Consider the following 22353-nt stretch of genomic DNA (forward strand, 5'->3'; position numbering starts at 1 on the left):
TTGAGAGAACGACATGCATAAAACAAAGACGCTAAAGCGCATCGCATGAATCCGATCAAACGCGATGCGCTGTAGCCGTGCCGCCTTTTCCTTGCCACAAAACCGGCCAGTGTGGCATCAGGCGTGCGGTCGTCGGCTGTGGGCGGACGCCGCGCGCAGGGACACTTTCAGAAAGCTGGCGCGGATAGACATGCGAGCCGTTCTTGCCATCCTGCCGCTGCTTTTCGTTTCGGCTTGCGCCAATCCGTGGACGAAGGTCCCGGGAGCCGAACTGCCCAAGCCGATCCGCTACGCCATGGCGCGGCCTTCGCCTTTCGTCTTCGGCAATTATTGCGGCCCCGGCACCCGCACCGGCGACCTCTCGGCCCGGCCGGCCGACCGCCTCGATGCGGCGTGCCAGGCGCATGATGCCTGCTACATCGCCCGCCACAACCATTGCGACTGCGACGGCACCCTGGTCGCCTCGGCGAAAGCGATCCGCGACGACAAGACAGCGCCACGCAAAATGCGCGGCGAGGCCGAACTGTTGATCGCCACCTTCGCCATTCCCGTCTGCAAGGTCTTCCCGCAGGGCTTCATGCCGCCGCGCGATCCGGCGCAATTGAGCGCCCTGAAGGCCGGAGCGGCCGGGTGAAGGGTCGCGCATCCATCGCCATCGTTCTGTTCGGGCTGGCTGTCCTTGCCGGCTGTGCCGGCGCTGGCCGCAATGCCTGCGACCTGCTGCAAGGCCAGAGCGCTTGCGCGCGACCCGCGCTCTCGGCCGGGACAGCTGGGCCGCAGATCGCCGCCGCGCAGTTTTTCGGTGACGCCGGCACGAGCGACTATGAAAAACGCTTCCTGACGCTGCTCGCCCACCACCAGCTTGGCGCCATGGACCGCGCCAACGGCACCGGCCCTTTCGGCCATGACCGCCATGAAATCCGCAACAGCGATTTCCAGGCGACCTACCGGACACTGCAAAAACTGGCCGGACCGGTTGCCGAAACGCATCTGCCGCCGGCCGGCGCCAGCAGCGGCGAGGGCCATTTCGACGGACGCTGGCGGGTGTCGCGGCAGACACTCTACATCGATGCGGCTGCGCGGCCCTCGGCGCCCAGGATCTTCGATTTCTCCGGCCTGCAGGCGCGCAGCGTCGAGGTCGTGCTGCGCCAGGCCGGCAAGCAACCGGCCGACATCGAAGGCATCTGCGACGGCACGCTGGCGATCCGTGCCGGCGGCGGTTCACGCACCATCGCCATGGGCACGGCATTCCGTTTTCGCCTGTCCGGCGAGGACGACACGGTCAGCCTGTTTCCGAGTGACGGCCTGAACCGCTGCACCGCAAGGATCCGCTCCAGCCTTGCCCCGGCCGGCGCGCCGCTCACCATTCGGCGCGAAGAGGCCGCCGATCCGGCTCTCGCCGCCTTCGACAGTCGCTACGAGCGTTGCACGACGCCTAACCCCACCGGCCTCGATGCGCTCAGCCGCGCCTTCTATGCCAGCCGCTGGCTGTCGCAGACCTGCGCCTTGCCGATCGGAAAGCCGCGCCTGCTGCGCAAATCGCGCGATGGCTTCAACGCCAAGGTCGAGGCGCTGATGGGGGCGCCGCTGTCCGACAGCGCCATCGACAAGGGCGACCCGGAGCTGCCGCTCGACTTCTCCAAGGCGCCAAGGCTGAAGCTGATCTATCTGTCGTCCCTGGAGTTCAAAGCCGACTTTTCCGGCCGCATCATCGAACGGCTGATCCGTCATCATGCGGCCCTCGGCACCAAGGTGCGCATCCTGGTCACCGACGTGCTGGAGCGCGACAAGGACGACGCCATGCTGCATCGGCTGGCGGCCGAATTCCCCAATGTCGAATTGCAGGAATATCGCTGGCGGGCGGACCATGGTGCGCCGATCGACGAGCAGATTTCACAACTGCACAAGGTCCATCACGTCAAGATGCTGGCGACGCTTGCCGACGATCCACGGCGGTCGCGCGCCATCATCGGCGGCCGCAACATCCATGACGGCTTCCTGTTCCACCAGCCGATCGATCTGTCGCGCTATCCCGATCTTGAGCAATACGGCAAGACCGACGGGCTCTCGCTGAACTACTATTCGAACTGGAGCGACTTCGACATCGAGTTCGCCGATCCGGCCACGGTCGAAATGCTGGCTGCGCATCTTTCGACAGTGTGGCTGCGCGACGCCGACACCAATCTGGCGCGCCCCTTCTCCATTCCGGTCCGGTCCGACGGCGCCCGCCCGTCAGGCACGGCACGACACTTCATTTCGGTGCCCTACGAGGACGGCCATGCGCTGGAGGACTATTTCGTCGAACTGGTCGACGCTGCCCAGCACCATATCCAGATCGTCAATCCCTACCTCAACCTGACGCCCAAGCTTGCCCAGGCTGTTGACCGGGCGCTCGCCCGCGGCGTCAGGATCGACATTGTCGGCCGCATCGATCTCAAGGGCGATATCGGCGGCAAGTTTCTCACCGCGCTCAACAAGCTGTTCGTCGAGAAATATGGCGACCGCATCAACATCCGCGAATTCAAGGCGCCTGACGTGGTGCTGCATTCCAAGATCATGATGATCGACGAAAGGTTGGTCGCCATCTCGTCGGTCAATCTCAACAACCGCAGCTTCTTCCACGACAGTGAGAACGGCATGATGGTACTCGATCCGGCCTTCTACACCAGGATGAAGCCGATCTATGACGACTATGTCGCCCACTCCAATCCGGTCGCCACCAATGTAGCGATACCGTGGGCCTATCGGCTGCTGTTCGAAGAAGACTGGGTCCGGCAGGCGTTCTGACGGCGATTATTTGACCAACCCAAATTGAGACAGGGATATGGTCCTAACAGGCTGGCAACTAGCGCGTTCGACGCAGCGAGCGAATAAAGAGCATGAGGGATACGAAAGTGAACGCCGGGTTGCGATTGGAGACCCACCATCCTCCTGACCGTTCTAGGAACTCCGCCTCTAGTGGGTCTGTCGGACCAAGCGGGCCGCCTGCGATATGCTCTCCCTCAGGATGAGGCAGCCTTGCGGCCCTAAGTTCTGCAACGCGCGCACCCAGTTGGTTTAGCCGCGCTCGCAACTCTCTCTCAGTGAAGTCTGCACCCATTCGCGTATCATCGCACCACTCAGGATCGGGCGCCAGACTACTCAGCCGTAGGAGATGGCTAGAAGCGCCTCATAAGTGGAGGATAGCGCGCTCTCGCCATTCTGACCAACACATGACTTACCGAAAATAACGCTCCTGCGCGAGGTCGCGGACGTCGATGTCAGGCACCCGGCTGGAGATAATGTCGGCCAGAACCTTGCCCGAGCCGCAAGCCATGGTCCAGCCGAGCGTGCCGTGGCCGGTGTTGAGATAGAGATTGGAGAGCTCGGTGCGGCCGATCAGCGGCGGACCATCCGGCGTCATCGGCCGCAGCCCGCACCAGAACGTCGCGTCCCGCATGGCGCCGGCGCCCGGAAAGAGATCGCCGACCGAGTGTTCCAGCGTGCGCCGCCGCGATTCGTGCAGCCTGAGGTCGAAGCCGGAAATCTCGGCCGTACCACCAACCCTGATGCGGTCGCCGAGCCGGGTGATCGCCACCTTGTAGGTCTCGTCCATCACCGTCGACACCGGTGCCGCCGCGGCGTCCTTGATCGGCACGGTGATCGAATAGCCCTTGACCGGATAGACCGGGATCGGCCGCTTCACTCGGCGCATGAAACCCGCCGAATAACTGCCCAGCGCCATCACATAGGCGTCGGCGGTCTTCCAACCCTTGCTGGTGCTGAGATTGGCAATGCGGTTGCGGCTGCGGATGACGCGCCAGATCGTCACGTCGTACTCGAACTTGACGCCACGGGCCACACAGAGTTCGGCCAGCCTGTCGGTGAACATCTTGCAGTCGCCGGTCTCGTCGTGCGGCAGCCTGAGGCCGCCGACGAACTTTTCGCGCACCCCGGCAAGGCCAGGCTCAGCCGCGATGCAGCCGTCCTGGTCGAGGATCTCGTAAGGCACGCCATACTTCTTCAGCACCTCGACATCGCCTGATGTGCCGTCGAGCTGCTTTTGCGTACGGAACAATTGCAGCGTGCCCTGGGTGCGCTCGTCATAGGCGATGCCGGTCGCTTCGCGCAGCGCCTTCAGCGTGTCGCGGCTGTATTCGGCGAGCGGAACCATGCGCGCCTTGTTGATCGCATAGCGCTCGGCCGTGCAGTTGCGCAGCATCTTGATCAGCCATGTCCACATATGCGGATCGAAGGCCGGCCGCACCACCAGCGGGCCATGCTTCATCAGCAGCCATTTGATCGCCTTCAGCGGAATGCCGGGGCCGGCCCAGGGCGAGGCGTAGCCGGGTGATATCTCGCCGGCATTGGCGAAGCTGGTTTCCAGCGCCGGGCCTTTCTGGCGATCGAGAACCGTCACCTCGTGACCGGCCTCGGCAAGAAAGTACGCCGTGGTCACTCCGATGACGCCGCCGCCCAGCACCATGATCTTCATCGTTCACTCCTTGCCGCGCCGCACGCCCTTGAGGACGCCTGGACGCGGCCGTATTTCCGATTTGCGCACGATCCCCAGCGAAAATCGATGCCGACTTTCGGGATCGTGCAGTGTTGCCTGTTCACGCCGCCGTGGGACCGGGGTCGTCATCCCCTGTCTGCCGCATTCCGGCCCTTACGCCAAGGGGCCGCCAATCGGCTGCGGCGCTGTAGACGAGGGTGAGCCCATGCGGCCGTCGCGCCTCGTCTCGGGATTTCTCCCTGACGGCACGCCGCGCGGCCTCCGGCTGGTAGAGCACGGTCGCGATCAGGACCGACTCCCGCCTGCCGTCGGCCTGTTCGATCCATGCAGTCTGACCCTCGGCCATGCCGAGCATGCAAAGCCCCCGCCTTGTCATGATCGACAGGCTGGAGCCGACCGGACCGCGCACCTCATTCTGCACCAGAGTTCGGGTCTCGGCAGGGCCGGCATCGACACGAAACACCAGCCTGCTGTTCAGCGTCACGATATCGGATCCGACCGAATCGATCGCGACGACCTCGGCTTTGGAAAGCTTCTCTTCAAGCATTGGAACAATCGGATCCGCGAAAGCCCGCCAACGCTCCAGCATGATCTCGAGGACGGCGAAGTCCTTCGTCGTCAGCCGGAAATTCGCGCCTGTCATCGCCGTCTCCATGCTCAGGACCCTTCCCGCCCGCAGGCCGGCGCATCGACCGCTTCGATGGTCGCCGACAGTTCCCGGCCGCCACGGCTGCTCCAGCACACTGTCTGCCCGATCGACGCGCCGATAAGCGCCGTCCCCATCGGCGTCAGCACCGAGATCCTGTTTTCACTGATGTCTGCTTCGCCGGGATAGACCAGCGTGATGCGCTGGGTGTGGCCGCCATCGTTGCGGATTGTCACCGTCGAACCCATCCGCACCACGTTGGCCGGCATGGAAGCCGCTGCCGTCACGAAGGCACGGTCCATCTCCGAAAGCAGTTCTTCGGCCGTCTCGGGCACGCGGTCGAGCGACGCCCGCGCCAGGCCCGTCAGCCGGTGGTGGTCGGCATCGCTGACCAGAAGCCGGCTCGGTGGACGCAATCCTGTTGCATGTTGCATGGCAAACCTCATGACTTGGCGCATCCAACAGACGCGCGCCTGCCGCCGCACAAACGGTGGCTTGATGAAAGCCGGCAGCCGCGAAGCTGTCTGGCTCGGGAATGATGATGTCAGGTAGAAATGCCCCGGTTCGGACGGACGCCAAAAGGCGGCCGCGCCGGGGCTACGATCCCGCGATCGGGCAGACCCGGAACAAGGTTCTGATATAAGCGAGGTTGCTCATGCCCGGAGCCTTGCCGACAGGCGTCCGCTTGTCAAGCGCGGCCAAACCGCTCAACCGCCGACATAGCGCCGATGGAAGCGCGGGCCGAGGCTGGTCAGGATCTCGTAGCCGATGGTGCCGGCATGGCCGGCGGCGTCATCGACGCTTTGCGAGGGACCGAGCAGTTCGACGAGATCACCCTCGCGCAGCCTGCCGACCGGCAGGGCGGAAATGTCGAGAATGATCGAATCCATCGACACCCGCCCGAGGAAAGGCAGCCGCACGCCCTCGAACCAGGCGGCGGACGCGGCGCGGCGTTGCCAGCCATCCGCGTAGCCGAACGAAATCGTCGCCAGCCTGAGCGGGCCTTGCGCATGATAGGTGTGGCCATAGCCGACGCCGGCGCCTTTTTCGACGCTGCGCGTCTGTGCCACCTTTGCCTGCAGCCGCACCACCGGCAGCATCGGATTGGACTTTGCCGGCGTCGGATTGATGCCGTAGAGCGCGGCACCGGGGCGGGCGAGATCGTAGTGAAAGCGCTCCCCAAGAAAGATGCCGGAGGAATTGGTCAGCGATGCCGGCGCCTCCGGCAGCATCTTGCGCAGCCGCTCGAACGCCAGCCGCTGCTTCTCATTGGCCGGATGCTCCGGCTCGTCGGCGCAGGCCAGATGGCTCATCACGTAACGGATGTCGATGCCGTCGAAGGCCTGCGGGTCGGCGGCGATGCGATCCACATCCCGAGGCGCCATGCCGAGCCGCGACATGCCGCTGTCGACCTGGATCGCGGCCTGCAGTTTTCGGCCGGCGCGGCGAGCCGTCACACGCCAAGCCGCCAGTTGCTCGGGGCTGTTGATAACAGCGCAAAGGTTTGCTGCCACGGCGTCCGGCTCGGCACCGGGCGGAATGCCGTTCAACACGAAAATGGCAGGGCCCGGCCCAAGCGAGTGGCGCAGGGCGACGCCTTCGCCCAGAAGCGCAACGAAGAAGATATCGCAGCCGTCGCGCAGCAGCGCCGCCGCGACCTGGCCGGCGCCCACGCCGTAGCCGTCCGCCTTGAGCACCCCAGCGCAGGCAACATCGCCCAACCGCGCCTTCAGCCGCCGGTAGTTTTCACGGATTGCACCGAGATCGATGGTGAGGATGGCCCCAGCCGCCACTTCGCTTGTGGCGGTGACCTCTTCTGGGGGCGACTTTTGGGGGGCGTCGTTCATGGCGACCCTTCGCGTGGTAGTGGAGACATCAATAGGACCGCCGGGCCGGCGCGGCAACCGCGGTTGTTGTATAGCGCTATTGCACCAGATGCCGGAACGCCGCCACCACGTCCTCATAGACATGGCGCTTGAACGGCACGATCAGGTCGGGAAGGTCCCGCATAGGCCGCCATGCCCATTTGTCGAACTCGGCGGTGTGGCCGCCCGGCGGCGGGTTGATCTGGATCTCGCTGACATCGCCGTGGAAGCGAAAGGCGAACCATTTCTGCGTCTGGCCGCGATACCGGCCCTTGAAGGCGATGCCGACGAGGTGGTCCGGCAAATCATAGTTGATCCAGTCCGGTGCCTCGGCCAGCAGCGAGACGCCCCGCATGCCGGTCTCCTCATAGAGTTCACGCTCGGCCGCTTGCAACGGCTCCTCGCCGTCGTCGATGCCGCCCTGCGGCATCTGCCAGAGCTGTGTCGTGCCGGCGAATTCGCTGTCCGGTTCGGCGATGCGATGCCCGACCCAGACCAGCCCATCGGCGTTGAGGATCATCAGCCCGACGCAGGGACGATAAGGCAATTTTTCGCGGTCGATTTTTTTTGTCTTTTGCATCAGTCAGTCTTTCCAGCCGTCTTACGATGGCTAGCCTTTTTGCGGATCTATAGCCACCGCTGAAATCGGCACGATCTCTATGCCGCGCTTCTTGGCCTCGACCACCCAGGACGACACGGTATCGACCGTCAAGTCGAAGGCCGAACCGATGCCGACGGCAGTGCCTTTGGCCCGCGCGGTCGCCTCCAGGCTGTCGAGCTTCTTCAGGATTTCGCCGCGATCCTGCACGGCATCGATCGCCATGTCGCCGGCGACGAAGGGCACGCCGTCCTTCAGCGCCAGGTCCGGCGCCAGGCTGCGAGCCGACGAGCCGTCATCGATATAGGCAAGGCCGCGTTTGCCGAGTTCGGCCATGAACGGCTCCATCGCCGCCGCGTCGGCGGAAAAGCGGGCGCCCATATAGTTCATGACGCCGGTATAGTTGGTCGTCCGCGACAGCGCCCAGTGCAGGCTTTTCAGGTTCTCATCCGCGCTCGCCGCCACCGTCAGCGTGTTGCGTCCCGGATTTACCTTGGGATAGTCGAACGGTTCGAGCGGCACCTGCATGACGATCTCGTGGCCGCTCTGCCTGGCTGCCTGCATCCACCGGCCGATGCTGTTGCCTTGCGGCGCGAAAGCCAGCGTCACCTCCGCCGGCAGCTTGGCGATGGCCGCCTGGGTGCCGGTCTGCGAAACCGAAAGCCCGCCGATGACGATCGCCACCCGTGCGCCGCGCCCGCCCGACCAGGGCCGCGCATAGACGTCGAACGGCCGCCTGCCATCCGTGGCGCGCACCGGCAACGGCCCGGTCTCGCTGGTCTCGATCAGCGCCTTGTCTGGAATATGCGCGATCTTCAGGTTCTGGCCGATAGTCGACGGATCGCGAATGACGATCGCTGCCTTGGGCGGCCCATCGCCCTCCTCCGTCTGCACATGGATGATCTGCGGCCCGCCTGATTTGACCGGCGCCTCCGGCTTCGGGGTCGATGCGGGCGGCGCAGGGGCAGGCTCGGCCGCCGCGGTCACTTTCGGCGTTGAAACGGCAACCTCTTGCGGCTTTCTAAACGGCTTTTCCCTGAGCGCGATCGCGCCGGAGACGCCGGCCACCGCCAGCACGGCCACTGTCGCCATGATCGCACTGCCGCTGATCTTGCCGGCGGCGCGCGGCGACCGGACTGCCTGTCCGAGCGGGCGTTCGATGTCCTTGCCGATATCAGCCAAGCCTAATCCCCGGGCACATGGCTCCGAAGACGAAGCCGCTTCGAAAAGACATGCGCGAATTCATCAATCCCGGCGCACCCCGCGCCATGTCTCGGGAGCTTTGCCTCGCCCCCCGAATCAAACTGCCGGAACCTCTCGGTCCCGGCAGCATCGCATTGCTTCCATCTGGCTCAAACAGAAAGATGGGGCGGCGCGTGCGCCGCTCCAGATCCTTACTGGTTGAGAACCGCCTTTTGCGGATTGGGCGGGAAGGACGGATCGGTCTTCTGGCCACGCAGCAGCTGCTCGGCATAGATGAGCTGCAGATCGTCTTTCGGATCCGGCGGCACATAGGCCGCCGAGCCCGAACCCGTCGTGCTCTCGTCGGCGCCCTTGATATGGCCCTTGAGATCGGATTCGCCACGTGTCAGATCCCTGCCCTGCAGTTCCGGCGGCAGTGGCTGTTCGACCTTGATGTCCGGCGTGATGCCCTTGCCCTGGATCGACTTGCCGGACGGCGTGTAATAGAGCGCCGTCGTCAGCCGCAGCGCACCATTCTCGCCGAGCGGAATGATGGTCTGCACCGAACCCTTGCCGAAGGACTGCGTGCCGACCACCGTGACACGGCGCAGGTCCTGCAGCGCGCCGGCGACGATTTCCGACGCACTGGCCGAACCGCCATTGACCAGGACGATCATCGGCTTGCCGTTGATGTCGTCGACCTGCTTGGGCTTGGCGTCGAAGCGGGTGACGTCCTTGGGGTCGCGGCCGCGCGTCGAGACGATCTCGCCGCGGTTGAGGAAGGCATCGGACACGCTCACCGCCTGGTCGAGCAGGCCACCTGGATTGAGGCGGAGATCCAGAACGTAGCCCTTCAGCTTGTCGTCGGGAATCTGCTTCTTGATGGTGTCGATGGCGTTCTCGAGGTCGTCATAGGTCTTTTCGGTGAAGGAGGTGATCTTCATGTAGCCGATGTCGTTCTCCACCCGGAACTTGACCGCCTTGACCTTGATGATGTCGCGCACGACCGTCAGTTCGATCGGCTTGTCGGCGCCCTGGCGCAGGATGGTTAGCTTGATCGGCGTGTTGACCAGGCCGCGCATCTTGTCGACCGCATCGTTGAGGGTCAGGCCGCGAACCTCTTCGCCGTCGATCTTGGCGATGTAGTCGCCGGCCAGCACGCCTGCCTTGGCGGCCGGCGTGTCGTCGATCGGCGTGATCACCTTGACCAGATCGTTCTCCATGGTGACCTCGATGCCGAGGCCGCCGAACTCGCCCTTGGTCTGGACGCGCATATCCTGCGCCTGCTCGGCATTCATGTAGGAGGAGTGCGGGTCAAGCGAGGCCAGCATGCCGTTGATGGCATTCTCGACCAGCGACTTGTCGTCGGGCGGTGTCACATACTGTGCCCGCACCCGCTCGAAGATATCGCCGAAGATCGCCAGTTGCTTGTAGGTCTCCGACCCTGCAGCGTTCGCCGCCGAGCCGGGCGCGCCATAGACCAGGCTCATGGCGGACGCGCCCATCAGCGCACCGGCAAACAGAAGCGACAGTTTCCGCATTATTCACGTCCTTCCAGAAAAACGGTCCGCCCACCATGGGGCCGGATCGACGGGTTTTCCATCCTTGCGGAACTCGACATAGAGTTCCGGCGTGGCATTTCCATTCTTCGAAACCGAGGTGCTCGCCACCCGGGCCTCTCCCATCGCACCGATCGGCTCTCCTGCAAGCACTGATTGACCGGTCGCGACGCTGATTCTGCTCATCCCCGCCAAAACGACATGATAGCCGTCGCCTGCGTTCAGGATCAAGAGTTGACCATAAGAGCGAAACGGCCCCGCATAAAGCACATTTCCATCCGCCGGCGCGGTAACGATGGCTCCCGATTGTGTCGCAACCATGTCGCCAAGCATCACCGCGCCGTTACCGTCATCGGCGCCGAATCGCCGCTTGATACGGCCGGTCACCGGCAGCGCGATCTGTCCCTGAAGGGCCGAAAAGGGCACCGCGGCGGCAAGTTGGTTGCTTTCCGGAACGGGCAGCGACGCCAGTTCCGCCGGCGCCGATGTGTTGTCGCCGCTTGCCGTCTTCTGCTCGGCGGCCTTGGCAGCATCGGCAGCCTTGCGGCTCTTGTCGGCCTGCGCTTCGAGCGACGCGATCAACTCCTTCAGGCTGCCGGCCTTGGCCGCCAGCGCTTCGGATCGCTGCTTTTCGGCGGCCATTTGCGTCTGCGTGTCGGCTTCGAGCTTCTGCTTGGCCTCCAGCAGCATGCCGAGCCGCTTCTTTTCCGCCGTCTGGTCGCCGACCGCCGCCGTCAGCCGCGCCCGTTCGGCCTCGATCGACGCCGTGATCCTGGTCTGTTCCTTGAGATCGGCAAGCAGGCTATCGGTCTGCTGGCGCAGTTCCGGCACCACCGCGCCGAGCAGGATGGCGCTGCGCACCGACGACAGCGCGTCCTCGGGCTTGACCAGGATCGCCGGCGGCGGGTTGAGGCCCATGCGCTGCAGCGCGCCCAGCACTTCGGCCAGAACGTCGCGCCGCGCCATCAGCGAGGCGCGGATCTTCTGTTCCTGGCCCTTCAGTCCTTCCAGCCGGGCGCCGATGTCCTCGATGTCCTGGCCGAGCTTCTGCTCGGTCATCGCCGACTGGATCAATGCGGCGGTGATCGAGGCGTGATCCTTCTTGATCGTCGCGATATCGGCGGAGAGTTTGGCCAATCGTTCCGACGACAGCGTGATCTCCTTCGAGACCCGTTCATATTCGGCCCGGCTCTGATCCGGATCGGGAGCCATGTCGAGCGTGTTTTCCGCCCGCCCCGCATGCAGCGACAGCACAAGCACCGCCGCCGCGATGCCGCAGCGCGCGCGCCAGGAGCCCGTTCTTGATTTTCTGTCTTCAGACATTGAAGCCCGACTCTATGCGTGGCTTCGTTAACGAACAATCAACCATGTTCGAAACCGCCCACTCGATGCAATCTTGCCTCGGCATTGGGGCGGAAATCCGGGTGTACCGCACCAATTCACCGGTTACGAGCGATGATAAGGATGTCCCGAAAGAATGGTGGCCGCCCGATAAAGCTGCTCTCCCAGCATCACGCGCACCAGCTGATGCGGCCATGTCAACAATCCGAACGACATCACCAGTTCGGCCTGGTCGCGCAGCGACTGATCGTGACCGTCGGCGCCGCCGATGGCGATGACCAGCGCCTTGCGGCCACCGTCACGCAACAGGCCCAGGCGCCCGGCGAAATCTTCCGAGGAAAAGCTTTTGCCGCGTTCGTCCAGCAGGATCAAAGCGGTGCCGGGCTGCAACTGCGTCTGCAGTTTCTGGCCTTCCTCACGCCGGCGCTCGTTGGCGGTCTGGCTGCGCCCCTCGGCAATCTCGGCAATGCCGCCAAATTCAAGCCCCACGGCCGGGCCGCTCTTGGCGAAGCGCTCGAAATAGCGGTCGGCAAGCAGCTTTTCGGGGCCGGCTTTCATCCGGCCCACGGCATGAACTGATATCTTCATCCTCGCCTTGTAAGCCGCGCGAACGACTTAGTGGAGCGTTTCTTCCTCGAGGTCCGGCGCCTGCCACATCTTTTCGAGATTGTAGAATTCGCGGACTTCGGGGCGGAAGACATGGACGATGATGTCGCCAGAATCGATCAGGACCCAGTCGGCGCCGGACAGCCCCTCAACGCGCGCGGTGCCGAGACCGGCATCCTTGATCGCTTTGAGAAGATGATCGGCGACAGCCGCGACATGACGGTGCGATCGGCCCGAAGCGACGACCATGTAGTCGCCGAGGCTCGATTTCCCCTGGATGTCGATGGAGACAATGTTTTCGGCCTTGGAGTCTTCCAGACTGGCAAGGACTGTCTTGATGGCGCGGGACACGGCGTCGTCTACGCTGATCCTGGCCGGCGAAGGCATGATATCGGCCTTCTTCCGCAGTGCTGTTCTCAGTGTATTTCCTTTCGCAGCAAGAACAACCAAATCACCCCTTGAAGCAGGTGACACCCCTTAGATAGGCAGAGTTCCCTGACAGTTTCAAGACGGGACCCTGCCTCGCACGAACGTATTGTCGCTCTTGTGGTTCCGCTGCACGCCGGAAAAGATCGGAACCCTCACCGCCCGCATGGGTTATCGGCTCACCGACCAACCGGATTCCCCCCATGCCGATCGACCCGCAAAACGCCTTTCTCAGCGTCCAGGCTGGCCTCGCCCAACTGAGCACGCTGATTGTTTCGTACTCCTTCTCGGCCATCGGTGCCGTCATCCTCTTGATTGTCGGCTACATCGTCGCCGGTCTTGCCGAACGTTCGATCTTCGCCGGTCTCGGCCATATCCATGGTTTCGATGCGACGTTGCGGCATTTCTTCTCCAAGATCGTCCGCTACGCCATCCTGATCCTCGTCACCATCATGGTGCTCGGCCAGTTCGGCGTGCAGACGGCCTCGATCATTGCCGCGATCGGTGCCATTGGCCTCGCCATCGGCCTGGCGTTGCAAGGCACGCTGCAGAACATCGCCGCCGGCATCATGCTTCTGGCGCTGCGGCCGTTCCGCATCGGCGAATCCGTCGAGGTCGGTTCGATCGCCGGCACGATCGAGGAAATCGGTCTGTTCGCGACCAAGCTCAGGACCGCCGACGGCGTCTACATCCTGGCGCCCAACTCGACGTTGTGGAACCAGCCGGTGCGCAACTTCTCGCGCAACGGCGTGCGCCGCAGCGACATCACGCTCAGCATCGGCTCCTGGAACGACATCGACAGGGCGCAGAAAACCTTGCTTGCCATTGCCGCGGCCGAGCGGAGGATCAAGCGTGAGCCGGCACCGATCGCTTTCGTCTCGACATTGGGCGACAGCACTGTTTCGATTGCCTTGCGCTATTGGACATCGTCGGCGGACTTCTTCGCCACCCAGACCGATCTCACCAAGCGCGCCAAACAGGAATTCGATAGCAAAGGCATATCGATCCCGCTGCCGCCGCCGGAAGCGCCCCAACCCGAAGCCCGCCGGCAATAATCGGTTGGCTCAGTGCCGGCCCTCATCGTCCGGTGCGAAGGCAAGTTCGACCGGCAAAGGCGCCTGCGCCGTCATCGGTGCGAAACTGCCGGTTTCACCGACCGGGACCGCACGCGTCGTGAACACACGCAAGAGCACGAACAGGCAGAAGGCTGCGGCGATGAGAACAGCCACATAGATGAAAGCCTGCGTTCCAAAGACGGCCGAAAGCGCCGTCACTATGCCGGGCACGACGAAACCCGACAGCGACCAGGCAAACAAAAGCGAACTGGACAGCGCCACCATGTCATCCTTGCCGGCGCGGTCGGCGGCATGTGCGCTGGCCAGCGAATAGATCGATTCCGAGGCGCCGTCCCACACGATATAGATCACAACCAACGCGGCCAACGCGCCGCCATCGTACCCGAGCGCAAATACGCCGGCGACCATGGCAAGCGCGGATGCGGCGATCAGCACATAGCGGCGGTCGGTTCGGTCGGAAATCCAGCCAAGCGGGATCTGCAGGATCAGCGTGCCAAGAGGCATCGCCGAAAGCAGCAGCGCCACATCGGCCTGGCTGTAGCCCTTGGCCGTGGCGTGGATCGGCGCGAAGCCCGCAATCGACATTGACAGGCCGCCGACCGCAAGCATGCCGGCGACGCCGACCGGTGAAACCCGCCAGGCGCGGCGCAGCGCCACCGAGGCCGCCTGCGGTGCCGGCGGCTGGGCAAGTCGGGTCATCCCGACGGGAAGGATCGATAGCGCCGTGAAGGCGATGCCGATCAGCGGCGCATCCGCTGTCCTGATATCGACCAGCGCCAGCGTCGCGTAGCCGACGCCAAGCCCGGCGACATAGGCAACGTAGAAGAAAGCCATGACCCGGCCACGGATGGCGTTGGCAACGGCGTCGTTCAGCCAGCTCTGCGCGACGATGAACAGGCCGCAGATGGCAAAGCCGTAGAGCGCGCGGGCGGCTATCCACAGCAGCGGATGGACCCCGGCGCCGACGGCGGCGTTGGCGAGTGCGATCAGCGCCGACAACACCATGAAGGCACGGGCATGGCCGACCCTTCGCACCAGCGGTCCGGTCAGGATGCAGCCCGCCAGCCCACCGGCCGAAAGTCCGGTGATGATAAGTCCGGCCCAGGTCGGATCGAAACCCTCGGCGCCGAGCCGAACCGGGATATAGGCAAACATCAGCCCGTTGCCGACGGCTATCAGTGCCATCGACACGATGACGCTGGCAATCGCGATCAGCGGTGTGGGCTCGGCGCCCTGCTCGGCTTCGCTGCGGGTTTTCCTGGGAATCGACATGCCTGCTCAGGATTGCCCATGAAACGGGCAAAGGGAGCGATAAAAGCGACATGGGCGGGCGGTCGGGCTCACCCCTTCGCCAGCTTGCGGATCGCACTTGATGACAGCGACGAGCGCGGGCCGTGGATAAAGGTCCAGGCCGGTGCTTTCATGCGGGCAAGCCGCGGCGCATCGCCCTCGTCGATGCGGGCATAGTCGAAGGTCTTGGCGACGACGGAGGACAGGAACGACAGCGTCGCGCCCGGGCGGTCGATGACGGCGATCGGGAAGGTCATGACGATCTCGCGCCAGCGCTGCCAGCGGTGGAAATCGCGCAAACTATCCGCCCCCATGATCCAGACGTAGTCGACCCCGGGATTGCGCGCCTTGACCAGCGCCAGCGTGTCGGCGGTGTAGCGGACGTGATGGGCGGCTTCGAACGCGGTGACCTTGATCTTCGGGTTCTTGGCAATCTGCTCCGACAGCTGCAGCCGTTCGCCGAGCGGCGCCAGTTCCCTGGTGTTCTTCAGCGGATTGCCCGGCGTGACCATCCACCACAGCTGGTCGAGCGCCAGGCGCCTGAGCGCGATCTCGGCGACCAGCGCATGGCCGGCATGCGGCGGATTGAACGAGCCGCCGAACAGGCCGACGGCGAGGCCTTTCTCGGCATGCGGCATCTTCAGGTAACGGGAGGGTACCGCCGGTTCGCAAGATGCCAGCATTGCCTCAGGCTCTGACAACGAAAAGATTCAAGGCCTCACCTGTCCCGACCCGCGCACGCGGTATTTGAACGAGGTCAGTTGCTCGACGCCGACCGGTCCGCGCGCATGCATCTTGCCGGTGGCTATGCCGATCTCGGCGCCCATGCCGAACTCACCGCCATCGGCGAACTGCGTCGATGCGTTGTGCAGCAGGATCGCCGAATCGATCTCGTTGAAGAATCTTTCGACGGCTTGCGCGTCCTCGGCGACGATCGCCTCGGTGTGATGCGAGGAAAACGTCTCGATATGCTCGATGGCACCGGCAACGCCGTCGACCAGCTTCACCGCGATGATCGCGTCGAGATACTCGGTCACCCAGTCGGCATCGATCGCCGGCTTGGCATCGAAAAACACTTTCAGCACGTCGGCATCGGCATGGATTTCGCAACCCGCCGCGCGCAGTGCGTCGAGGATCGGCACCAGATGGGTGGAGGCGACCGCCTGGTCGACCAGCAGCGTCTCGGCGGCACCGCAGACGCCGGTGCGCCGCATCTTGGCGTTGACGGCTATCCGCACCGCCATGTCGAGATCGGCCGAGCGGTCGATGTAGAGATGGCAGATGCCTTCGAGATGCGCGAAGACCGGCACCCGCGCCTCGCTCTGCACCCGCCCAACGAGGCTTTTACCGCCGCGCGGGATGATGACGTCCAGCGTACCGCTCAAACCCTTCAGCATCTCGCCAACGGCGGCGCGATCGGTGGTCGGCACCAGTTGGATGGCGTCTTCCGGCAGGCCGGCTTCCTTCAGCCCTTCGACCAGGCAGGCATGGATGGCGGCTGATGAATTGAGCGAATCCGAGCCGCCACGCAGGATCACCGGATTGCCGGCCTTGAGGCACAGCGCACCGGCATCGGCGGTGACGTTCGGGCGGCTCTCATAGATGACGCCGACGACGCCGAGCGGCGTGCGCACGCGCTCGATATGCAGGCCGTTCGGCCGGTCCCATTGCGCCATCACATCGCCAACCGGATCCCGTAGCGCGGCGATTTCCCGGATGCCGTCGGCCATGGCGCGAACGCGCGCCGGATCGAGCTTCAGCCGGTCCATGAAGGAGGCGGAAAGCCCGGATTCCTGGCCGTTCGAGACATCGATGGCGTTGGCGTCGAGAATGTCCTGCTCCCGAGCGACGATCGCCTCTGCCATGGCGAGGAGTGCGGCGTTCTTGGCGGCGGTCGTGGCAATGGCCAGCGGTCGGGCGGCAGCGCGGGCACGACGGCCGATATCGGCCATCGTTGCTACGGTGTCATCCCCGGATTTTTCATGCAGTTTCAGCATGGCTCATCCTCCGCTTACATCGCCACCGACCGTGACTTGGTCACCGGCCCCTGTTTGGTCGCCGGCCCGTACTTGGTCACCCGAATGGCTCACCACAAGGTCGTCGCGGTGGATCATCGCCGAACGCGCCTCGTAGCCGAGCACGGTTTCGATCTCGGTCGTCTTCAGGCCCGCGATCCTTACGGCATCGGCCGCATCGTAGGCAACCAGCCCGCGCGCGATCTCGCGGCCCTCGGGCGACAGGATCGCCACCGTGTCGCCGCGCGAGAAATTGCCGCTGACCAGCTTGACGCCGGCCGGCAGCAACGACTTGCCCGACAGCAGCGCACCGATGGCGCCGGCATCGACCGTAAGCCGGCCGGCCGGTTCGAGCTGGCCGGCGATCCAGGTCTTGTAGCCCTTGACCGGGTTGCTGCTCGGCCGAAAGAAAGTAGCGCGCTCGCCGCGTTCGATCGCCATCAGCGGCGACAACCGCGTGCCCGACGTGATGATCATCGCGGTGCCGGCGGCGGTGGCGATCTTGCCGGCATCGAGCTTCGTGCGCATGCCGCCGCGCGACAGCTCGGAAGCGGCCGCACCCGCCATCGCCTCGATATCGGGCGTGATGCGGTCGACCACCGGAATGAATTTGGCCTGAGGGTCACGCGCCGGCGGCGCCGTATAGAGGCCATCGATGTCGGAGAGCAGCACCAAAAGATCAGCACCCATCATGGTGGCGACGCGGGCCGCCAGCCGGTCATTGTCGCCGTAGCGGATTTCGGATGTCGCCACCGTGTCGTTTTCGTTGATGACCGGCACCGCCTTCATCTTCAAGAGCGTCGAGATCGTCGCCCGCGCGTTGAGATAGCGGCGGCGCTCCTCGGTGTCGCCGAGCGTCAGCAGGATCTGGCCCGATTTCAGGCTGCCCTTGCCGAGCGCGTCCGACCAGGCGCCGGCCAATGCGATCTGTCCCACGGCTGCCGCCGCCTGGCTCTCCTCCAGTTTCAGGGCTCGCTTGCCGAGGCCAAGGATCGTGCGGCCAAGCGCGATGGCGCCGGACGAGACGACGAGGATCTCGGCGCCGCCCTGGGCCAGCCCGGCAATGTCGTCGGCGAGCGAGGCCAGCCAGTCGCGCTTCAGCCCCGTCGTGCGGTCGACGAGCAGCGCCGAGCCGATCTTGACGGTGATGCGCCGATATTTTCTCAGCGACTGCATCGTCCTATCTGTCCCAGCGCGTCTCGACTGGAGCCGCAGTCGCGGCGCGGGCTTCGCCCACCACCGACATCAGCGCCCGCAACACCGCCTCGACACCTTCGCCGGTGACCGCCGACAACAGCATCGGCGCGCGGCCGGCGGCACGCTTCAGCGAGGCAACCTTCTTCTTGCGCGCATCGGCGTCGAGCGTATCGACCTGGGACAGCGCCACGATCTCGACCTTGTCGGTCAGGCCGTTGCCATAGGCCTCCAGTTCGGCGCGCACGGTCTTGTAGGCTTTGCCCGGATTTTCCTCCTGTGCCGAAACCAGATGCAGCAGCACGCGCGTGCGCTCGACATGGCCAAGGAAGCGGTCGCCGATGCCGACGCCCTCATGCGCGCCTTCGATGAGGCCCGGAATATCGGCGATGACGAACTCGCGCGCGTCGATGCGGGCGACGCCGAGGCCGGGATGCAGCGTCGTGAACGGATAGTCGGCGATCTTCGGCTTGGCCGCGGTGACGGCGGCGAGGAATGTCGACTTGCCGGCATTCGGCAACCCGACCAGCCCGGCATCGGCGATCAGCTTCAGCCGCAGCCAGATGTTGAGCTCTTCGCCCGGCAGGCCCGGGTTGGCGCGGCGCGGCGCCTGGTTGGTCGAGGTCTTGAAATGCTGGTTGCCGAAACCGCCATTGCCGCCCTTGGCCAGCAGAAAGCGCTGGCCGACCACGGTCAGGTCGCAGATCAGCGTCTCGTTGTCTTCTTCGAACACCTGCGTTCCCGCCGGCACTTTCAGCGTGACGTCGGCGCCCTTGGCGCCGGTCATGTTGCGGCCCATGCCGTGGACGCCGGTCTTGGCCTTGAAATGCTGCTGATAGCGGTAGTCGATCAGCGTGTTCAGCCCGTTGACTGCCTCCAGCCAGACATCGCCGCCACGGCCGCCATCGCCGCCATCCGGTCCGCCGAACTCGATGAATTTTTCGCGCCGGAACGACACAGAACCGGCGCCACCGTCACCGGAGCGGATGTAGACCTTGGCTTGATCGAGAAATTTCATGGGATTGTACAGTTTCTACTAGTGGCCTTGCGGCATTGCTCTAAACCTTGAGCCTTGCTCTAAACCAAGGCGCGGCGAAGGGCGAGGCCGTTTTGTGACAATGGCCGCGCGGGATCGGCCGGAGAGATGCCGGAATGAAGCTTGTAACCTACAACATCCAGTACGGCATCGGCCTCGACGGGCAGTACGATGTCGGGCGCATCGCTGATGCCGTGCGCGGCGCCGACGTGATCGCTTTGCAGGAGGTGACCCGCAACAATCCCCGGAATGGCGGCCGCGACATGGTCGCCGAGATCGGCGAGGCGCTGCCCGACTACTTCGCCGTCTATGGCAGCAATTTCGAGGCCAATATCGGTTCGCACATCGACAATGGCCGCGCCGTCACGAAAACCTTCCAGCTCGGCAACATGGTGCTGTCTAAGACGCCCATTCATCTGTCGCGCAACCTGCTTTTGCCGCGCAGCCGCAGCTTCGAGATGATGAACTTCCAGCGCGGCGCGCTGGAAGCGCTGATCGAGACGCCGCTTGGTTTCATCCGCTTCTATTCCATCCATCTCGATCACCGCAGCCCCGTCGAACGCGCCAGCCAGATCCAGTTCCTGCGCCAACGCATGCTGAACTATGCGCTCGAAGGCGGCGCACTGTCCGGCGTCGCCGAGATCGGCCTGCCGGAACTGCCGCATCCCGAAGCCTTTGTCGGCATGGGCGATTTCAACATGCTGGCCGGATCGCCCGAATATGTCGAACTCGCCGGCCGGCCGGACCATGAATTCGGCATGCCGCTGACCGCCGACTTCGCCGTCGATGCCGCCTTGCGCCTGAACGCCACCGGCGACGATCTCATCAGCTGGGTCGATCCCAAGCAACCCACCGATCCCAGCCGCCACAAGCGCATCGACTACATCTTCACCAGCGCGTCTCTCGCCAGGTCCCTGCAGCGCCTGTGGGTCGACCGGAAAGCGGACGGTTCGGACCATCTGCCGGTGTGGGTCGAACTGGGCTGATCCAGGTTTGCCTCCCATTGGTTTCGCGCCGTACCCGATGTGTGTCGAGATTCAGGTCAGGCCGAGCCGAGAATAGTGGCTTCCGAGAACCGGAGCGGAGCGTACTTTTCGTACGCGAGCACCGGAAGCGCAGGAAACCGCCATTCGCAGGCCGGCCTCACCTGAATATCGGCACACATCAAAAGTGGACCCAGTTCCGCAAGCTCGTCCAGGTCTTGCGATCGAGCCGGTAGCGCTCGACGGGAACCTGGCCGGCGACAATCGAATTCAGCATGCCCTGGCCGGCATATTGGAACCCGCATTTGTGGATGACGCGGCGCGAGGCCGGATTGATGACCCGGGTCGAGGCATGCAGAACCTGGATCGACGTCCTCTGGAAGGCGAGATCGACCAGCGCATGTGCCGCCTCGGTCGCATAGCCCTTCTTCCAGTGCGGCTCGCCGATCCAGTAACCGAGCTCCAGCCCGCGATCGGTGGTGTTGAGACCGGCGCAGCCGACGAAAGTGTCGGTGCCGGCCAGCGTCAGGGCATAAGCGATACCGGCCCGGCGCGACTTGGTCATGGCCAGGAAAGAGCGCGCCTCGGGCTCGCCATAGGGGTGCGGCATGCGGGCCAGCATTTCGGCGACATGGCGGTTGTCGGCAAGTTCGACCAGTTGCGCGATATCGCCTTCGTGAGGCGCCCGCATCACCAGTCGCTCGGTGACCAGCACCGGACAATCTATCGCGTAACTTTCGTCTTCTGAGTCTTCCGCTTCGGCAACCATTTGAAAGTCCTCCAGGCACAAGAAAAAGGGGAGATGGAAACCCATCTCCCCTGATCCTTTTCCTGGCTTTGCCAGACACCGGTTCCCGAGATGGGCGCCGGTGTTCTAGTGCGGAACCGGCTACTCCGCGGCTTTGGCAATCGGATTGACCGATACGTAGGTTCGGCCGTTGGCTTTTTTGTTGAACGTCACGGCGCCGGTCTCGAGCGCAAAAAGCGTATGGTCCGTGCCCATGCCGACATTGACGCCGGGATGCCACGTGGTGCCGCGTTGACGAATGATGATGTTGCCCGGGATGACGGCTTCGCCGCCGAACTTCTTCACGCCCAGACGCTTGGAATGCGAGTCGCGACCGTTGCGCGACGAGCCGCCAGCTTTCTTGTGTGCCATCTAACTAACTCCGTTGCGCCGCAAGGCGCCTAAAAGGCCTTATGAACGCGTTCGCGTTCCGTTTCAAGTCCGATCCGGCGACCAGGTCGCCAGAAAATTACTTCGCAGCCAATTCCTTGGCCTGCTCGCGCCAGTCCTTGATCTGGTCGGCGCTGAAGGACATGTGCTCGTCGATCTTGGCGACATCTTTGTCGGTCAGCTTGGCGAGCTGCGCGAAGGTGATGATGCCCTGCTCGTTGAGATCCTTGGCTGCGACCGGGCCGATGCCCTTGATCACGGTCAGATCGTCCGGCTCACCCTTCGGCGCCTTGAACAGCGGCGCTGCCGCGGTCTCGGCTGCCTTTGTCTCGGCTGCCTTGGCCTTGGGCTCCTTCTTCGGCGCAGCTTCCGCCTGCACCTCGGTGGCGGCCTCGGCCTTCACCTTCTTCGGCGCCTTGACCGATGCCGTCTTCGTCGGCTTGGCGCCACCCAGCAGGATCTCGGAGATCCGCACGGTGGTCAAAAGCTGGCGATGGCCGATCTTGCGGCGCGAATTCTGCCGGCGGCGCTTCTTGAAGGCGATGACGGTGCGGTTCTTGCCCTGTTCGACGACTTCGGCGGTGACCACCGCGCCGTCGACGAACGGCGCGCCGAACGTGACATTCTCGCCCTCGCCATGCGCCAGCACATGGCCGATCTCGACCATATCGCCGACATTGGCTTCGACTTTTTCGATCTTCAGGAGATCGTTGGCGGCAACGCGATACTGCTTGCCACCCGTTTTAATGACTGCGAACATTTTTTGCCTTTCGCTGTTCGGTCGGCCTTGATGAACCGCATCTGGCGGTTCGGCCGTCTTTTTGTCAGTCTGCGGGTTCAAAAAACAAGCGGCGCGGAAGAACC

General features: G+C 64.1%; 22 protein-coding genes. 4 read left to right on the forward strand and 18 right to left on the reverse strand.

Going from position 1 to position 22353, the window contains the following annotated elements; translation table 11 throughout:
• Nucleotides 1-190: 190 nt before the first annotated feature.
• Complete coding sequence (locus AC0L24_RS19525; RefSeq protein ID WP_127808987.1) at nt 191-634, forward strand: hypothetical protein; 444 nt, start codon at nt 191-193, stop codon at nt 632-634.
• The gene (locus AC0L24_RS19530; RefSeq protein ID WP_473564068.1) at nt 631-2787 is read left to right on the forward strand and encodes a phospholipase D-like domain-containing protein; all 2157 of its coding nucleotides are present in this window, start codon (nt 631-633) and stop codon (nt 2785-2787) included. Before AC0L24_RS19525 ends, AC0L24_RS19530 begins: the two co-directional genes overlap by 4 nt.
• A 430-nt stretch (nt 2788-3217) precedes the next feature.
• Here AC0L24_RS19530 and AC0L24_RS19535 read toward each other — a convergent pair whose 3' ends face one another.
• The 10 genes from AC0L24_RS19535 to rsfS all read right to left on the reverse strand — a co-directional run bounded on the left by AC0L24_RS19535 (nt 3218) and on the right by rsfS (nt 12679).
• Nucleotides 3218-4474, reverse strand: coding sequence for a D-amino acid dehydrogenase (locus tag AC0L24_RS19535; protein WP_127397566.1), 1257 nt, complete (start codon nt 4472-4474; stop codon nt 3218-3220).
• 121 nt (nt 4475-4595) lie between these two features.
• The gene (locus AC0L24_RS19540; protein WP_473564069.1) at nt 4596-5138 is read right to left on the reverse strand and encodes a GreA/GreB family elongation factor; all 543 of its coding nucleotides are present in this window, start codon (nt 5136-5138) and stop codon (nt 4596-4598) included.
• Between the two features lie 14 nt (nt 5139-5152).
• Entirely contained in the window at nt 5153-5575 is a 423-nt protein-coding gene (gene rnk, locus AC0L24_RS19545; RefSeq protein WP_127267089.1) for a nucleoside diphosphate kinase regulator, read from the reverse strand.
• Between the two features lie 273 nt (nt 5576-5848).
• Nucleotides 5849-6988: an alanine racemase gene (gene alr, locus AC0L24_RS19550; protein ID WP_127267090.1), complete on the reverse strand. Its 1140-nt coding sequence runs from the start codon at nt 6986-6988 to the stop codon at nt 5849-5851.
• 76 nt (nt 6989-7064) lie between these two features.
• Nucleotides 7065-7586 carry an RNA pyrophosphohydrolase gene (locus AC0L24_RS19555; protein ID WP_127808985.1) on the reverse strand — a complete coding sequence of 174 codons (522 nt, stop codon included), beginning with the start codon at nt 7584-7586 and terminating at the stop codon, nt 7065-7067.
• Between the two features lie 30 nt (nt 7587-7616).
• A complete protein-coding gene (locus AC0L24_RS19560; RefSeq protein ID WP_127327589.1) occupies nt 7617-8786 on the reverse strand; it encodes a divergent polysaccharide deacetylase family protein in 1170 nt (389 codons plus the stop codon).
• A gap of 212 nt (nt 8787-8998) precedes the next feature.
• The gene (locus AC0L24_RS19565) at nt 8999-10330 is read right to left on the reverse strand and encodes a S41 family peptidase (RefSeq protein WP_024502881.1); all 1332 of its coding nucleotides are present in this window, start codon (nt 10328-10330) and stop codon (nt 8999-9001) included.
• Complete coding sequence (locus tag AC0L24_RS19570) at nt 10331-11668, reverse strand: murein hydrolase activator EnvC family protein (protein ID WP_473564070.1); 1338 nt, start codon at nt 11666-11668, stop codon at nt 10331-10333.
• A gap of 123 nt (nt 11669-11791) precedes the next feature.
• The gene (rlmH, locus tag AC0L24_RS19575; RefSeq protein ID WP_127267094.1) at nt 11792-12274 is read right to left on the reverse strand and encodes a 23S rRNA (pseudouridine(1915)-N(3))-methyltransferase RlmH; all 483 of its coding nucleotides are present in this window, start codon (nt 12272-12274) and stop codon (nt 11792-11794) included.
• Between the two features lie 27 nt (nt 12275-12301).
• The gene (rsfS, locus tag AC0L24_RS19580; protein WP_013529073.1) at nt 12302-12679 is read right to left on the reverse strand and encodes a ribosome silencing factor; all 378 of its coding nucleotides are present in this window, start codon (nt 12677-12679) and stop codon (nt 12302-12304) included.
• 242 nt (nt 12680-12921) lie between these two features.
• On the opposite strand from rsfS, the gene AC0L24_RS19585 reads away from it, so the two are divergent.
• Complete coding sequence (locus AC0L24_RS19585) at nt 12922-13773, forward strand: mechanosensitive ion channel family protein (RefSeq protein ID WP_473564071.1); 852 nt, start codon at nt 12922-12924, stop codon at nt 13771-13773.
• A gap of 9 nt (nt 13774-13782) precedes the next feature.
• Here the strand turns inward: AC0L24_RS19585 and AC0L24_RS19590 are convergent, their stop codons facing one another.
• The 5 genes from AC0L24_RS19590 to obgE all read right to left on the reverse strand — a co-directional run bounded on the left by AC0L24_RS19590 (nt 13783) and on the right by obgE (nt 19311).
• Nucleotides 13783-15066 (reverse strand): MFS transporter, encoded by a 1284-nt coding sequence (locus AC0L24_RS19590; RefSeq protein WP_127267096.1) that lies wholly within the window; start codon nt 15064-15066, stop codon nt 13783-13785.
• Between the two features lie 68 nt (nt 15067-15134).
• Entirely contained in the window at nt 15135-15722 is a 588-nt protein-coding gene (locus AC0L24_RS19595; RefSeq protein ID WP_127327663.1) for a nicotinate-nucleotide adenylyltransferase, read from the reverse strand.
• A 72-nt stretch (nt 15723-15794) separates the two neighbouring features.
• Nucleotides 15795-17081: a glutamate-5-semialdehyde dehydrogenase gene (locus AC0L24_RS19600; protein WP_127808981.1), complete on the reverse strand. Its 1287-nt coding sequence runs from the start codon at nt 17079-17081 to the stop codon at nt 15795-15797.
• Nucleotides 17082-17084: 3 nt separating this feature from the next.
• Nucleotides 17085-18275, reverse strand: coding sequence for a glutamate 5-kinase (gene proB / locus AC0L24_RS19605; RefSeq protein WP_127808980.1), 1191 nt, complete (start codon nt 18273-18275; stop codon nt 17085-17087).
• A gap of 4 nt (nt 18276-18279) precedes the next feature.
• Nucleotides 18280-19311 carry a GTPase ObgE gene (gene obgE, locus AC0L24_RS19610; protein ID WP_027037254.1) on the reverse strand — a complete coding sequence of 344 codons (1032 nt, stop codon included), beginning with the start codon at nt 19309-19311 and terminating at the stop codon, nt 18280-18282.
• A 134-nt stretch (nt 19312-19445) separates the two neighbouring features.
• Between obgE and AC0L24_RS19615 the strand changes: the two genes are divergently transcribed.
• Entirely contained in the window at nt 19446-20315 is an 870-nt protein-coding gene (locus tag AC0L24_RS19615) for an endonuclease/exonuclease/phosphatase family protein (RefSeq protein ID WP_127808979.1), read from the forward strand.
• A 178-nt stretch (nt 20316-20493) separates the two neighbouring features.
• Here AC0L24_RS19615 and AC0L24_RS19620 read toward each other — a convergent pair whose 3' ends face one another.
• The 3 genes from AC0L24_RS19620 to AC0L24_RS19630 form a co-directional block, all read right to left on the reverse strand.
• The gene (locus tag AC0L24_RS19620) at nt 20494-21081 is read right to left on the reverse strand and encodes a GNAT family N-acetyltransferase (protein ID WP_164873766.1); all 588 of its coding nucleotides are present in this window, start codon (nt 21079-21081) and stop codon (nt 20494-20496) included.
• Nucleotides 21082-21201: 120 nt separating this feature from the next.
• The gene (gene rpmA / locus AC0L24_RS19625) at nt 21202-21471 is read right to left on the reverse strand and encodes a 50S ribosomal protein L27 (RefSeq protein ID WP_013529063.1); all 270 of its coding nucleotides are present in this window, start codon (nt 21469-21471) and stop codon (nt 21202-21204) included.
• A 97-nt stretch (nt 21472-21568) separates the two neighbouring features.
• A complete protein-coding gene (locus AC0L24_RS19630; protein ID WP_127317713.1) occupies nt 21569-22249 on the reverse strand; it encodes a 50S ribosomal protein L21 in 681 nt (226 codons plus the stop codon).
• Between the last annotated feature and the right edge of the window lie 104 nt (nt 22250-22353).

Source organism: Mesorhizobium sp. WSM4809 (assembly GCF_055811655.1).